The 14,570-nt window shown below is 59.5% G+C and carries 13 protein-coding genes; 6 read left to right on the top strand and 7 right to left on the bottom strand.

What is annotated here, in order from left to right:
* Positions 1-2 precede the first annotated feature (2 nt).
* The 4 genes from IH944_05095 (at position 3) to IH944_05080 (ending at position 2,781) form a co-directional block, all read left to right on the top strand.
* A complete protein-coding gene (locus IH944_05095; GenBank protein ID MCH7903929.1) occupies positions 3-740 on the top strand; it encodes an electron transfer flavoprotein subunit beta/FixA family protein in 738 nt (245 codons plus the stop codon).
* On the top strand, positions 740-1,564 hold the full coding sequence (locus IH944_05090; protein ID MCH7903928.1) for an electron transfer flavoprotein subunit alpha/FixB family protein: 825 nt from the start codon (positions 740-742) through the stop codon (positions 1,562-1,564). Before IH944_05095 ends, IH944_05090 begins: the two co-directional genes overlap by 1 nt.
* A gap of 67 nt (positions 1,565-1,631) precedes the next feature.
* Complete coding sequence (locus IH944_05085; GenBank protein ID MCH7903927.1) at positions 1,632-2,579, top strand: IS1595 family transposase; 948 nt, start codon at positions 1,632-1,634, stop codon at positions 2,577-2,579.
* A gap of 22 nt (positions 2,580-2,601) precedes the next feature.
* A complete protein-coding gene (locus tag IH944_05080) occupies positions 2,602-2,781 on the top strand; it encodes a hypothetical protein (protein MCH7903926.1) in 180 nt (59 codons plus the stop codon).
* Here the strand turns inward: IH944_05080 and IH944_05075 are convergent.
* From IH944_05075 to IH944_05045, 7 genes are all read right to left on the bottom strand, one after another.
* Positions 2,778-3,083, bottom strand: a complete 306-nt coding sequence (locus tag IH944_05075; GenBank protein ID MCH7903925.1) for a hypothetical protein — start codon at positions 3,081-3,083, stop codon at positions 2,778-2,780. The two genes, IH944_05080 and IH944_05075, sit on opposite strands and share 4 nt — an antisense overlap.
* 19 nt (positions 3,084-3,102) lie before the next feature.
* On the bottom strand, positions 3,103-3,624 hold the full coding sequence (locus tag IH944_05070) for a DUF4065 domain-containing protein (GenBank protein MCH7903924.1): 522 nt from the start codon (positions 3,622-3,624) through the stop codon (positions 3,103-3,105).
* A 603-nt stretch (positions 3,625-4,227) separates the two neighbouring features.
* On the bottom strand, positions 4,228-4,584 hold the full coding sequence (locus tag IH944_05065) for a hypothetical protein (GenBank protein ID MCH7903923.1): 357 nt from the start codon (positions 4,582-4,584) through the stop codon (positions 4,228-4,230).
* Between the two features lie 255 nt (positions 4,585-4,839).
* Positions 4,840-5,931, bottom strand: coding sequence for a serine hydrolase (locus tag IH944_05060; protein ID MCH7903922.1), 1,092 nt, complete (start codon positions 5,929-5,931; stop codon positions 4,840-4,842).
* A 21-nt stretch (positions 5,932-5,952) separates the two neighbouring features.
* A complete protein-coding gene (locus IH944_05055; protein MCH7903921.1) occupies positions 5,953-6,708 on the bottom strand; it encodes a VanW family protein in 756 nt (251 codons plus the stop codon).
* Positions 6,705-11,387 (bottom strand): carboxypeptidase regulatory-like domain-containing protein, encoded by a 4,683-nt coding sequence (locus IH944_05050; GenBank protein MCH7903920.1) that lies wholly within the window; start codon positions 11,385-11,387, stop codon positions 6,705-6,707. Before IH944_05050 ends, IH944_05055 begins: the two co-directional genes overlap by 4 nt.
* Entirely contained in the window at positions 11,374-12,804 is a 1,431-nt protein-coding gene (locus IH944_05045) for a hypothetical protein (GenBank protein ID MCH7903919.1), read from the bottom strand. The genes IH944_05050 and IH944_05045 overlap by 14 nt, the downstream gene beginning before the upstream one ends.
* A gap of 93 nt (positions 12,805-12,897) precedes the next feature.
* Between IH944_05045 and IH944_05040 the strand changes: the two genes are divergently transcribed.
* Together IH944_05040 and IH944_05035 are read left to right on the top strand one after the other, a co-directional pair.
* Positions 12,898-13,326 (top strand): gamma-glutamylcyclotransferase, encoded by a 429-nt coding sequence (locus IH944_05040; GenBank protein ID MCH7903918.1) that lies wholly within the window; start codon positions 12,898-12,900, stop codon positions 13,324-13,326.
* Between the two features lie 91 nt (positions 13,327-13,417).
* Positions 13,418-14,176: a matrixin family metalloprotease gene (locus IH944_05035; GenBank protein MCH7903917.1), complete on the top strand. Its 759-nt coding sequence runs from the start codon at positions 13,418-13,420 to the stop codon at positions 14,174-14,176.
* Positions 14,177-14,570 lie beyond the last annotated feature (394 nt).

Raw genomic sequence — 14,570 nt, 5'->3', positions numbered from 1 at the left:
GCGTGAGAATCCTCTGTCCGGTCAAACGTGTCGTAGATCCGTTCGCCAAAGTCGGCCCCTTGGCCGACGGCTCGGGCCTCGATACCGCAGGGGTCAAGTTCGACATCAACCCGTTCGACGAGATCGCGATCGAAGAGGCCGTGCGCATGAAGCAAGCGGACCCCTCGGTCGAGATCGTTGTCGTGTCGATCGGTTCGGTCGAATGCGAAGAGCAGCTCCGCAAAGCGCTCGCGATGGGTGCCGACCAAGCGATTCTCATTGAGACAGATGACGCTATGGACTCAACCGTCGTGGCGAAGGAGCTGGAGACGCTGGCGATGGAGATGTCTCCCGACATGGTGCTGATGGGCAAACAGTCGACCGACACAGATCGCGGCCAAGCCGGGCAGATGCTCGCCGCGCGGCTCGGCTGGCCGCAGGCGACGTTTGCCGCAAAGATCGATATCGCCGACGGCAAGGCGACCGTCACCCGCGAGACCGACGCGGGCGAGGAGACCCTCTCGCTGCCTCTGCCCTGCGTCATCACGACTGATCTAAGATTGAACGAGCCGCGCTACATCCCGCTTCCCGGCATCATCAAAGCGCGAACAAAACCGCTCGACAAGAGACCCCGCGCGACCGACGCTCAGCCGAAGACCAGAGTGCTAGGCATGTCGTCACCGGCGCCACGGCCCCCAGGCCGAATCGTCGGCTCTGTCGATGAACTCGTGGCCGCGCTGAGGGAGAGAGGCGCACTCTGATGGCCAAGGCTCTTCTGATCGTTTTCGACGCCTCTGAAGCGGGCGCGTGCGCAGGTTTCGCCTCCGCGCTGGGAATGGAGTTCGACGTCCTGGGTTTCGAAGGCGAAATGCCGCCTGCCGACGCCTTTGCAGACGGATTAACGCAGCAATGCGAAGGGTATACGCACATCGCCGCCGTCTCCTCGATGCGTTCGAAAGACGTGCTCGCGCGGCTCGCAGGCCTGCTCGACGCCGCGATGATCACCGACGCCGTCGCCGTCGAAACGCCGACCGTTTTTGTGCGACCGATGGTCGCTGGCGCGGTGCTTGCGAAGGTCGAAGTGCTTGCTGAACCCGTTGTCATCACGTTCCGCCCCGCAGGCTTTCCTACCGCCGATGTCCCCTCGATGAAGACCGTGTCCATCGCTCCCGGAGCGACTGTGAAAGTCAGCGAATCGAGCGGCGGAGGATCGCGGCCCGATCTCACACAGGCGAAAGTCGTCGTCTCCGGAGGACGCCCGCTGAAGGACGCCGAGACTTTCGAGCGAATCATCGGTGGGCTCGCCGATAAACTCGGCGGCGCCGTTGGCGCGACGCGGGCTGCTGTCGATAGCGGCATCGCTGCCAACGAACTGCAGGTCGGCCAGACCGGAAAGATCGTCGCGCCCGACCTCTACATCGCAGCGGGAATCAGCGGCTCGACCCAGCACATGGCGGGCATCAAAGACTCGAAAGTCATCGTTGCGATCAACACCGACCCCGACGCCCCGATCTTCGAATCCGCCGACTTCGGCCTCGTAGCCGACCTCTTCGACGCCGTACCAGAGCTGACCGAGAAGGTCTGACCCCCAATCCCCTCCCCCTTGGGGGCAATAATATACTTGACTCACGATATTGTGCTATACTGGGGTCATGGCAAAGACGAAGCAACCCGAGACGCTCCTAGAAGTCGTTTCGTACTTTGCGGACGAGCGCAGGGCGTTTGAGTACATCCGTGACAGGCGTTGGCCCGACGGTGTTTCATGCCCTCGCTGTGGCTCTGAAAAGGTCAAGCTGATCGAGACTCGATCCGTGTGGCGGTGCAACGGTTGTCGCCGCCAGTTCTCGGTCAAGGTCGGTACGATCTTTGAGGATTCTCCGATCAAGCTGGGCAAGTGGCTCCCTGCCATGTGGCTGATTGCCAACTGCAAGAACGGCATCAGTTCCTACGAACTCGCAGGAGATTTGGGCGTTACTCAAAAGACGGCCTGGTTCATGCTCCATCGAATCCGCCTGTCGATGCAGTCCGGCTCCTTTCTCCTGAAAGGCCACGTCGAGGCCGACGAAACTTACATCGGCGGCAAGGCTCGCAATATGCACCGGAGCGAGCGGCAACGGCTCCACTCAAAGGGCGGCGGCGTGGGCAAGACAATCGTTCTCGGAATGCTGGAGCGCGGCGGCAAGGTCGCCACGACGATCATCATGCGGAACGACCGGCGTACCATGAACCGAGAGATCACGAGGCGCGTCCACGGCCACTCGACACTGTTCACAGACGCACACAAAGGATACGACGGCCTTGAGTTCTTCTATCAGCGCATGGTCATCGACCACGCGGTTTCATACGTCGAGGGCAACGTACACACCAACGGTCTGGAAAATTACTGGTCGCTTCTAAAGCGGACGATCAACGGCACATACGTCTCGGTCGAGCCGTTCCACCTACATCGCTACCTCGATGAACAGGCGTTCCGCTTCAACGCCAGAGAAAGGACGAACTTTGAGCGGTTCGATAAGACAGTTTCAGGCGTAATCGGCAAGCGATTGACGTACAATGATCTTACGGGCAAGCACCTGACGAACCCAGTGGCGCAGGCGTGAGTCGGCAAGCGTAAGAACAGATATGTCAGACAAATCCTCAAGCCGCGACGCGGCCCGAAAAGACGCGCCAAGCATGGACGCGCTGTCAGACCTGACAAAAAAGCTCCTAAAGGTTCCTAAGGAGGAACTGGACAGGAAGATCGCCAAAAGCCGGAGGGGACAGAATGGCGACGACGCCAACCCACGGGCGGAACGATCCTAGTTCAACCCTGCGGCAGACTGGGATTGAACGTCTATCTCCACCGCCTCAACCATCCTGATAGCCGTGACCACGAACTTGTCGTACCTGTAGAAGAGCACGCACTCAGGCAGGCCCTTGGGCTTGACAACTATCAAGAGAATGCCGTCCTTAGAGGACTGTGTGCCGACCTCGGGCTGGAACGCCAGCATCAGCATGATCTCCCTGAACGCAAAGTCCGCAGACCGGGTGCCGCCAGCTATTCTGGCTAAGTCGTCATTGAAGCTGTCTTCATGTGCTAATTGACGATGTGCATTTTGACGCACGCGGACGATTGTACCGGGCCTACAGTGTTAGGGCGAAGTCCTTTTCCGCCTGGGTCGGTTCGCGGCCCGCCAAGAACACGGCGGCGTATGGGATTTCATCCCCGATCTCCCACAAAAAGAACCCCTTGCGCTCTGCCTTGATCTTTGTTTCGGCCTCCAGGCCGTTGAGGTTGGAATACTCGTCGATCACAGAGTCGATTACGGCCATTTCCTCCTCTGAGAACAACGCTGTGTCAGCAGGCCGAAGGGCCTTTGTCGCCCTTTGGGAATACTCGTGAAAGTCCCTCGGGCCAGTCCTCAGGTCGGTTCCCTCCATTTCTTTTCGAACGGGCAACAGCATATAGGATGTCGGCCCGTGCTCATTGCGCTTGAACGTCTGTCCGGACACGGGCGACTGCAAGGTTTCATAGGCCCGCCATTCGATCTCTGCCAGAACCTTGTTCAGCACGACATCGCCGAATGTCGGCCTGTCGTACATCTTTTCACAGACGTACACCAGCAGCTCCTTGAACTTCGGTTTCTTGTATTCAATCTTCGCCATAACTACTACCCCCGCTAGTAGACTGGTGTCTACCATTAAGACTCAATTATCGGCAGGTGGCTAAAAATACCCGTATTTTCGAGCACTAATACCCATAGTTTTCCACATTCTACCGTACAGACGCCCCGGAATGGCCTTGCGGTGCCACCTTAGGCCGTCCTCAGGGTGAATCTGTTTAGCAATACTGGCCCGAGAGTGCCAATTTGAGACGCATTCTCACCCTATTCTCCGTCCTATACGATGCGACGAACCGACTGCTGCTAACAGCCGATCCGCCGACGAGTTTGTTTTGCGATGCGCAACCGATCAAAAGGACGGACGCACAGCCCGAAACGCCTCGTGAATTTACGCTCGCCATGGCTTAGCACCCATGGGGCAAACCGCACCTTAGCGGCTCCGATGGGAGATCGGGAGGATAATTATATGCCAGAAAGGAACGAGTTTCCTGATGACGTAAAGAGGGCCGTCCGAAAACGTTCGGGCGGACGATGTGAGTGCACCCGCACGAGTTGCTCTCACCATACAGGGAGGTGCACACACGCAGCCTCCCAGTTCCATCACATAGTCCAAGGCGGCCCAGGTACGGCAAGCAATTGCGAACACCTATGCGCTACGTGTCACCACAACACGCGCTCGTATGGCCGCGGCTAAATCCTGAACCGAGTCCGGGGCGGTTGCTATTCGAGCAATCGGATCGTAGTCGCCCCTGAACTCAATATCGACTTCGTATCTGACCAATGCCCCGTTCAACATCCGGGCCAACTCGCTCGTCCGCGCTATCGTAACCTCTGCCGTGTCTGGCCCCCGGAAGCGAAAGTAGACGCGAGCGGCCCCGCTGTCGTCTTCGCAGCTATCCAGGGTTTCTATGTCGGGTATCTCGTTGAGGGCTTCGACCAGCGGTGCCACACCCTCATCTATCCAGGCGTTGACCTTCAGGGGAATCACGCGATGTTCGCTCACGAGTTAGCCTCGGTCTGGCCGGACGCCCTCATTACCCCACACCCAGGATTTCGTGTGCTAAGTATATTATTGCCCCCTTGGGGGAGGGCAAGGGAGAGGGATGAAGATTCTGGTGACGCGAAAGAGTTTTCGGAGTGCTCCGACGAGTCGGAGCTTTCCATAGCGCTAGCAGAGCAGTTCCGCTGGAACGGAATCCGGTTTCCAACACTGTCAAAAGCGCGGACGCGTCCGCGCACTCCGAAACCAGGATCGCCCCTACTTCGACGCCAACAGCTCGACGACTCGGTCGTGAAACGTCGGTCGGTACTTTCTAATCTTGATGTTCTCGCTCGTCGGATGAACGCGGTTCGTCAGCAGGATCGCGAACAGTTCTTGCTCCGGGTCGATCCAGATCGTCGTTCCCGTATAACCCGTGTGGCCGAACGAAGACGAAGAGAACTTTTCGCCTGCGGATGAGCCCTCTTCGACCCTCGTATCGAAGCCCAACGCCCGTGTAGACTCCTCGCTTTGCTTCTTGCTAAAAAGCTCAGCGACCTCGCGTGAAAACGGATCAGATCCGACGAGCCATGCACGAGCGAGAAGTACAAGATCCGCCGTTCGGCTGAAGAGCCCCGCGTTCCCGCTGACCCCACCAAGCAAAAACGCGGTCGGATCATGAACGCCGCCTTGGATGTAGTCATCCTGCACACGGACAAACTCGCGCTCATCCTCGATGAGCAGCCGCCACTCCTCCAGCTTCTCGGTCGGCGCACAAAGAGACCGCACTTCAAGGATCGGGTTGTAAACGGCACTCTCCATCCCGAGCGGATCGGCGACCAAGTCTTGGAACAGCTTGTCCAGAGTGTGCCCGGTCAGGCGCTGCATCACCTCCATCAGCGTAACCGCACCTAGATCGCTGTACGCCGTTTTCTCACCCGGCGCGGCGTCGAGCGGTGTCTTCAGCAGCTCTTGCAGCACGTCGTCCGGATCGGTCAAGTCACCAAACCGGCGGTACGGCGGCAGCCCCGAATCGTGCAACAGCAGATTGCGCACGGTGACCTCGTCCTTGCCGTCGCCGACGAAGCCCGGCAACACGCTTTGCACGTGCGAGTCGAGATCTAACACGCCGTCCTGATACAGCAACATCGCGACGCTCGTCGTTGCTGCAATCTTCGTCAGGCTTGCAAGATCCCAAACCGTTTGATCATCGATCGCAACGCTCTCCTCGGAGTACATATGACGACCGGCGTGTGCGAAGAAAGTCTCCTTCGCCGTGCCGACCGCGCACCCCGCGCCAGGAAACACCCCTCCCTCAACGCCGACGATCAACAGATCGGCCAGCTCTTTTGAGACGTCACGGTCAGACACGATTACCACGTGATACCACGATTACGAACCGCGCGCGGGGGACGAATACTCGATCACCTTGTTCATCACCGGATAGCTGTCCACCGATATGAGCTCCCTGACCCCATCGATCACCCGGTAGGTTTCGACCTCGTACCCGGCGTGGCCTGGGTTTCGTACTCTCCCGAATCGACCAGATCCAAGCACGAACTCTTGCGGCTGGACCACTCGCAAAACTCGCTGCTCTATCTGCGCTCTTTGCTCAAGGTCTTGCGGCGCGAGGATCTCGATCACGACTCCAGCGGACGTCAAGCGGCTCGCTATCGTGATCTTGAAATCGTACGGATTGCGGAATTTCAGGTCGATGTTCGGATACGCGACCGCCGCGTCCCGGCCCGGCTGGACGTACGTCGGCGCGTAGTGGTGTCGGTGTCTCTCGACTATTTCCAACCCTGCGAGCAGCGCCGCGTTGTAGAGCGTCGTGCTCGTCTGGCAGACGCCGCCGCCCCAAGAGTCGATCAAGATTCCGCCAAAGCTGACCGGCGCCCGCCGGTACCCCTTGTCCCGCGTCCAACCACCGATCGTCTCGTTGAAGGAGAACGTCTCACCGGGCTCGATCACAACGCCGTCGATCTCCTGCATGCAGAGCACCGCGTTGTGCCTCTGATTGTCGATCCTGCCGTCCAGCGGCGTGCTGTAGCTCGCGATCGGCCGGTCGACCTGACGCTTGTTCGACAGCGGCAGCGCGATCAGAAAACACGCAGCGACTAGCGCTACGATTGCCCACAGTCGCCTCACTTCCGCACCTCGATCGTGGAGGTTGCGCTGCTTGCTCGAATCTCTGGCATATACATCAGCGACACCTCCGCCGGCAGTGCAGACGCCGTGCCGATCGCCTCGGCCCGTACGGCGTACTCGATGACGCTCTTCCCTTTCGGCAAACGACGCATGAAGAACGCGGCGTGGTCGTCGTAGAAGTCCTGATTGCTGTACCAAGAGCGCCACGAGTACACATTGACCGAGTCTGCTTCGACGATCCGGCAGTTGCTCAGCGACGGGTCGCGGATCATGACGTACTCGTACGCTTGCTCGGAGATGATGGTCAGCCGGCATCGCAACACCTCGCCGCTCTTGAACGTCGTCTGCGCCTGCTTTGAACGCAGCAACCGAGTGCTGCCGTCCTCAAGGCGCGTCGCCTTCATGCCGAAGTACTCGCGGATGATGCGTAGGGTGGGTCCAGGTCGAGATGTCGTTTTTGGCTGGTAAATAGTGCGCGAGGCATCGAGCGTGTAGTACGCCTGCCCCTCGCCCCGCACGACGATCGTCACGTGGTGCTCGCCAGGATTCAAACCGCTGATCGGCAGCTCAAGCTCGACAGGCTGAATCGAGCCAGCCGTAAAGGCGATCGTCCGCACGTTTGCACCGTCCATCCGCAAGTCGACGGAGAACGAAGTACGCAATTCCTCGTGATCTCTAACGTACTGACTTGCGCCGATGACGATGACCGCCGTGTCGCGCGTGCTCGTCCAGGACCCGCCCCTCCGCGACTGCATCAGGTATTTCAGAATCTTCAGCGGACGATCCGAAGATGGCTCCAAAGCCTGCACGGCGAGCAGCGCCTCTCCTGTCGGCGAGTACCACCAGACGTCCGACCACGACATTGCAGACGCAGTCTCAGTCGCCCGATCAATCAGCAGGTCGTACGCGCTCAACATCCGCTCAGCATCGACATCGCTGAGCTGCTCGCGCAGGTGCCAATAGATGCGAGCGATTCTCGCCAAGGCGATCGTCGATGTCCTGTCATTTAGCGGCTCGGTGCGCAGACGATCAAGCGCGATGCCCGGAAGAACGTTCTCGCGCGCCAGCACCAGCGCGAGGTGCAGGGCATCGTCGAAGAAAGCCAGTGAACGAGCCTGATCAAAGTAATCCTGCGCCCAACTCATACCAGACGACATCATGTTCGGATCGATCGGCAATCCAGCCTCTCGCGCGCGATAGAGACCGTCGAGAACGAGAGCCGTCATCCCCGCATCGCTGGAGTCTGTCTCCCACCAGCCCCATCCGCCGTCGTAATGCTGCATCTTGCGCAGGCGCACCAGGCTCTTCTTGGAGACATCGGCAATTCGGTCCTCCAGTTCGGGTCGGCTCTGCCCGGTGTCGCGCAAGAGGCTGAGCGTGACGACCGCCGGCATGAACCGGTTCATCGTCTGCTCGACGCACCCGTACGGATACTTCACCAAGTCGTCGATAGAACTCAAGAGCGAACTCAGAATCGACGGAGCGATCGTCAAACTGACGCTCCCTGCGACGACGTCTTGTTCGATCTCAAACGAGGCTGACGCCGAAGAAGTCGTGCTGCCAGAGCGGTAAGTCCGCAAAGTCGGGCCGTTCGCCGCGACGGTGACCTGCCGCTCAAGGCCGTCGCGGTGATGAAGTTCGTCGTTCCAGGCAAGGACCGTAAACTTCGCGCTGCCGGGATCGCCCGCCTTCACCCGCCAAGAGACGGTCTTGCTCTCGTCCGGCTTCAGCCTGATCCGCTGCGAGGCTTCGTCCAGCAGCTCAAGGTTCTCCACCTCTAGGCGCACAGAAACATCGAACGCTCGGGAAGTGCCGTTCGTAATCACAGAGCCGACCGTCTGCACGTCGTCCTGCACGAAGAACGCTGGCGGGCTCAAGCGCACCATCAGCGGCAGCTTCGCAACGATCGTTTCTCGAGACTTCCCGACTCTCGTATCGGCTGAGATGGCGGTAGCCGTCGCCCTCCATTTCGTGACGTTGTCCGGCAGCTTCACCGCGACCGTCGCCCGGCCATCAGAGCCGGTGATAACCGATGGGAGCCAGAACGCGGTGTCCTTGAAGTTGCGGCGAACCTCCATGTCGACCGGCGCCTTGTCGTCGCCGTCCAGGTAGACGTCCGGGAACGAATAGCTGGTCCGAACGTTCGACCAGCGGCTTGGATAGAACGCACGGAGCGGGTCGTCGCGGTCTTCGCGAATGGCGTAGATCGCCTCGTCAACGACCGTCAGCGACACGTCGGAGCTGACAGGCCGGCCCGCCACGTCGCGCGTCTCGACCGTGTACCGAACGACCTCGCCCGGCCGAGCAACCTCCTTGTCCGCAGTGACGGTAACTCGCAGCTCGTCATCCGGGTGGGCCACTCGCATATTTCGGCTTGCTTGTGAAAACGATTTGTCGCGAATATAGGCGACGTTAACTTCAACGTTCGGTCGGTACTTCTCGTCCAACTCCCACTCGACCTCCACAGATTCGCTGTCAAGAGGCACGACTCGCGAGAAAAGGATTCCGTCAGCTTCAATGGTCACGAGCGCACTGCCGCCTGGGCGCGAAGTGCGGATGATCGCCTTCGCCGTGTCACCCGTTTCATACTCCTTTCGATCCAGAACGATCTGCAGGCTCGGCACGCTTCCAGACAACTTAGCTCCATTTTCCCAAACCCACAGATACGCTCTTGTTTCCGTCTTTCGCCCTTTGCTGTCCGCGACTGAAACCGTCGCCTCGACGCTGCCGCCACGATCGAAATCGATCTCGAACGTCGCGGAACCGTCTGCATCGGTTTTGGCGCTCAATTTCTGCGTGTCGACAAGCTCGTACTTCGATCCGCGCCACTGGCGGTAGCCGTACTCCACGAAGACCTCGCTTCCGGTCTTGGGCTTGCCCGTTGCACGATCTATGGCCTGCACGCGCAAGACGGCTGACTCGCCCAGCTGCACGACGTACTGTTCAAAGCCTGCTCTCACACTGACCGCGCTGGGGGCGACGACCACTGAGCCGTTGGCAGAGAAGTACCGGCCAGAGGGATCGCTCACCGAGACTGAAGCCGAGAGTCGATAAGTCGAGCCTGGCGTGTGCTTGCTATCTTTCGAAGGCTTGAACGAAATCCTAGCCTCGCCCTTCGAATCCGTCACAGCTTTGAACTCTCCAAGGTACGCACCGCCGAACCACTCTTCCTGATCCCAGTCGTAGAATGAGTCGTCCTCAAACGGAGAGCGATCCCACAACTCAGAATCGAAGATCGATGCGTTCACTTTTGCTCCGACCACCGGCTCTCCCGTGTAGTACTCGGCCTTCGCTACGAATACGACCGTCTCGCCAACGAGGTAGTAAGGCTTCCCGGGCTGCACCGATAGCAGGAACTCGGACTTCCTGTACGACGCGACCGGAACGTACTTGCTCTCAACTCGACTTCCAAGATCGACGGCGATGCGGTAGCTGCCGGTCAAGCCTTCTTCAGGTATGTCGAAGCTGCCGTCCACTGCGCCGAAAGCCGTCAGCGATGCAGTTCGCTTCTCCAACTCCGAACCGTCAGGATCGTAAATCGTGACCTCGACCTGGCGGCCAGACGGCACTCGGTAACCGTTCTGGGTCGGCTCTCGCAGCGTTGCCTTGTACTGAACTTTATCGCCGGGGCGGTAGACCGGCCTGTCCGTCTGGATGTACGCCGCCAAGGCCGTTCCGGAGTCGCCGTAATCGTAGAACCACGCGAACGCGCTCGATTCGCCGCGCTCGGCTATCACAGCGAAGTACTCGCCTGACGACTTCGGCAAGTCCGACTCGACAACGCCGAACTCGTCCGTTCTGCCGAGTTTGGTTCGCTTTCCCTGATAGACGAGCGATATCTCTACGCCCTCGAGCGGCTCTCCACTCTCAATGTCGACGGCGAACGCAAGGACGCGACCCGGCGAAGACTTCGTGATCAGCCCGATCGTCGAAACGGTCAACCACGTGTAGTCGATCGCATCGTCCGTGGAAATGGCGACGACGTACGTCCCTTCCGGAAGCCCGTCCAGCATGAGAACTTCTGCAAACCGTCCCTGCAAATCCTTCGTTGTCAAGTGGAATGTCCGTTTCTGGACTTCCTCAAGCTCGGGCACTGACTCCGCGACATCTTCATCGAATCTTTGATAAATGATCTGCCGAATCAGCCTGTAGATGTCGGCGTTCTTTTCGATCTCGTCCTTTGGCAACCGTGAAACTGTGACGGAAACGTCGTTCTGGCGCGTCAAGCCGTTCATGATGAACTCTGGAGATTCATCGGGCGTGTAGACGCTCTGACCGGCCGAAACGTACAGTTGATCGCCGGTCCAGCGGGCGCGGACCGTGAGGATCTCATCGCGATCCTCTTCGACCAGAACCCACTCAGACTTGAAATAGCCCGGCGACATCACAGTCAGCGAATACGCGCCGACAGGAACGTTCGCAAATCGGAAGCTGCCGTCAGCATTGGTGTGAAACGTAATTGGCGAGATAAGGTCGGCACCCAGTTCGAAATAGGCAGGCGAAAGCCAGACCTCTGCGCCGGCGATCGGGTTATCGGTTCCCTCTTCAACTGCGATCCCTGTGACCGACCCGACAGGTACCTCCTCTGTAACGCCAAAAGCCGTCAGCGCCCAAAGCGCGCCGCAAGCAACAGCCACGCTGAGCGCGCTGCCGGAACTAAGAATTCTATTGACTTTCATTCGCCTTCTCCTTCTTTCGGAGTGTCCCGAGCCAGAAAGCGAGAGCGACCAACACCGCGATCACCGCTCCGCCCTGCCATAGCACCGTGATCTTTTCTGATCGCTCTAACTCCCGCTGTAGAGCGAGCGGGTCGTACCCGGCCAAAACGAGGCCGCTCAACCCGAGCGCAATCGCCATCACGTTCGCGGCGCGGATTTGGCCGAGCGCTGTCAGGGCTGGGGCGATTCCGAGACCGACCATCAGGCCGATGGCGCCCTTGGGGCCGAACAACATGACGCACAGCGCGACCACTACCGACGCTACTAGCACGATGCAAAGCGGCTGGAAGCTCTGAAGTGTTGATGCGGAATCCCGCTTTCTAAGCCAGTGCTGGCCCAGACTCGCAACGATCGCAACCCCGATCACCAGCCCCACGAGCGAATAGTGCTGCCCGATGTCGAAAGCCCGACCGAGGCTCGGGACGACCTCTCTGAAGACGCGGTAAAGAGCGAGCAGCGCGATCGGAGCGAGCGTCGGGAAGAGGTCTTTCCGCCCCAGTACGACCATGCCTGCAAACCCAGCGAGCCCGGCGAGCGCCAAACCGTATCCGACCGACATGCTGAACGCAAAAGTCGCGACTCCGATCCAAATCAGCATCGCGATACCCAGCGATGCCGAAGGCACTTGATCCGAGTCGGGCTCTTGCCGTACGGTCCACGCACACACGAGCGCCGCGCCGACTGCGACAGCCAGAACTACGCCGAGATCGGAATTCGCGACGATCCGGTCGGCGATTAGCCAGAGCGCTCCGGCAAGAACGACCGTGGACAAAACCGGAACCAGCGATCGGTTTTCCGTGGTGATGACGGTATCGAGAACCCATCGGATCACGATCACAGCCGCGATGGAGCTGAGAGCCAACAGAACCGCGTACGATTCGGCTTCTGTATGCCCCAATCGCGCTAGCTGCAAGCTGGATCCGGCGACCGCCAGGTAAATCGTGAGTTGCTGCGCCAACCCTCCTCGGTCAACGAACGCCAGCCAATATGCGCTGACGCCAAGCCCCAGAATCAGACTCGCCAGCTCGCGAGCGGTACTGAGTGCGAAGCCGCCTGCATCGAAACTGATGACCAGCAACGCCAATACCGCAACGATCGCCGAGCGGCCAGAACGATCAGCGCGAAACCAACTGCTCAACAGAGCGCAGAGACCGCCCAGCGCCAGTCCTACGGCTGCCCACTGGGCGACCGGCCTCCAATCGACTGTCGTGTATCGGCTGACAACTCCAAGCGCCGCAGCCAGAACAAACAGAGTGATGACGACGGGAAGGGCAACACCGGCGTCCTTCGCTTCCTCGTCTGCCTTGCCTCGCCAGACAAGGAGCAGCGCAGACGCAAGAAGCGCCGCCCACGGCATGTAGAGTGTTACTGTCTCCACAATGACACCTCACGGCTTCGTCGCATAACCAACCAAAGGACGAATAACGGGCGAAGTCGATTCGTCGGAGCCGAGCAAGAGCATAATGCTCTCGTGCCGCGATTCTACTTTGCGTACGGCTCAAACCTTTGCCTCGATCAGATGCAGGACAGGTGCCCGGGATCCAAGCCTGTGCGCTCGCACTGCCTGTTCGGATACCGGCTCGTGCTGCGTGGGGTCGCGAACATCGAGCCGCAGGCAGGCGCGGAAGTGCAAGGTGCGATCTACGCGATCACCGATTCTGACGAGCGCTCGCTCGACGAATATGAAGGCTTCCCTACGCGCTACACCAAGGGCTCATTCACGGCGCGAATCGCCGAAGCAGATGAAGAGGTCACGTTCTACGAGCTGGTCGCGCGCAGGTACAAACGTGCCCGCGAGGGGTACGTCGAGATCATCAGAACTGGCTTCCGAGACTGGGACTTGCCCGTAGAGTCGCTGCAACGAGCTGTTCAGGATGCTCAAGATCGAGGCGACCTGTAGGTTCGCTAGGTTCCCAATAACCTGCCAAAGATACGGAAATACGACGTGGCTTACTCCGGAATACGCCAATAAGAGGTCTGTATCCATGAGAATGCCGCAGAGAGTCTGGCTCGCGATAGCCCTGTTTCTGCTCGCCACTCCTGCGCTGCCGTCTGACGACCTCTCCGATCGCGTCGCCGACCAATTTAGGCAGACCCTCGCAAAAGCCGACCGCGCGCTCGCCGACGGCGATCACCACTTGGCCATGGCGCTGCTCGAAGGGGCGCTCTACACGACAGGCGTCCGCGTTGCCATCGACGCCCACTCGCTAGACCCACGCGGAACCGATCAGGAAGAGGCCGTCAGGCAGGCGTTCTCGACGTGGTCAGAATCGCTTGATGGAGATTTTCCGATACAACTCGTCGGCGACAGCGAGAACTACGATGTGGTCATCCGGTTCGTCGATTCGATTCCCGACGCTGGCGCGCACGGCCTCGGGCTCATCAAGGTCACCAAGAACTATCGATGGTCCTCGCAGAAGCACGAGGTGAAGTACTCCGGCTCAATTCAGGTCGTCCGCGCTGCCCCAGGCGGTCGCCTGTCGCCAGCCGAGACGCTCGACGTCGTCATGCACGAGCTCGGCCACCTCCTGGGTCTGGCCGACGTGGCTCGGATCGGCGACCTCATGGGACCGCTAGTGCGCGGCAAGCCGGTCCTGCGACCGACAGAACCCGAGGTCAATGCCGTCAAGGATCTGCGCAAGACGATTCGGCGACGGATCAAGTTGGTGCAAGCAAACCTCCCGCCGTCAGGAACAAGCGGCGAGTACACGGAACGGATCATGCACCTCGCGCTCGCGGCACAGAACTGAGTCGCCGCGCCTACCGCTCTTCAGAATTAATACCGGGAATTGCTGAATTCTCCGTCAGTCACCCCCGATCCTCTCTGCTCTCTGCTATCATATAGCAAGTTGGTTCTTAGGCGTCTCACCTGGTTGGGTCTTGAACCGCTTTGATTGTTTGGAGAGGAATGCGGCGGAACGTTTGACCGTCGCTTCAGTGCAGGTCTGACCTGTTTGCCATCTAGTCGCAACGCCGCTGTTCTGCGAACATAGGTTCTTTAACAGGGACCGTTCGCGCAGGCAATCCTCCTCGAACCTCTTGGTTGCGACGCAATGCGTCGTGTGCCGCGGGGTTGGGTAGCGACTGCGAACTGATGGCGATCCGGCGCTGTACTCCTTCTTCTCCCGGTCAAGCAATGTACGA

This window comes from Armatimonadota bacterium (assembly GCA_022563855.1).
Classification (GTDB): domain Bacteria; phylum Armatimonadota; class Fimbriimonadia; order Fimbriimonadales; family Fimbriimonadaceae; genus JADFMN01.
The sequence above is the reverse complement of the archived record's forward strand: the minus strand, read 5'-3'. Positions and strand labels throughout refer to the sequence as shown.

What these genes read in the sequence shown, in the direction of transcription:
- IH944_05080 (MCH7903926.1), top strand. Translation starts at nt 2,602, where the DNA reads ATGTCAGACAAATCCTCAAGCCGCGACGCGGCCCGAAAAGACGCGCCA.
- IH944_05070 (MCH7903924.1), bottom strand. Translation starts at nt 3,624, where the DNA reads ATGGCGAAGATTGAATACAAGAAACCGAAGTTCAAGGAGCTGCTGGTG.
- IH944_05085 (MCH7903927.1), top strand. Translation starts at nt 1,632, where the DNA reads ATGGCAAAGACGAAGCAACCCGAGACGCTCCTAGAAGTCGTTTCGTAC.
- IH944_05090 (MCH7903928.1), top strand. Translation starts at nt 740, where the DNA reads ATGGCCAAGGCTCTTCTGATCGTTTTCGACGCCTCTGAAGCGGGCGCG.
- IH944_05035 (MCH7903917.1), top strand. Translation starts at nt 13,418, where the DNA reads ATGCCGCAGAGAGTCTGGCTCGCGATAGCCCTGTTTCTGCTCGCCACT.
- IH944_05050 (MCH7903920.1), bottom strand. Translation starts at nt 11,387, where the DNA reads ATGAAAGTCAATAGAATTCTTAGTTCCGGCAGCGCGCTCAGCGTGGCT.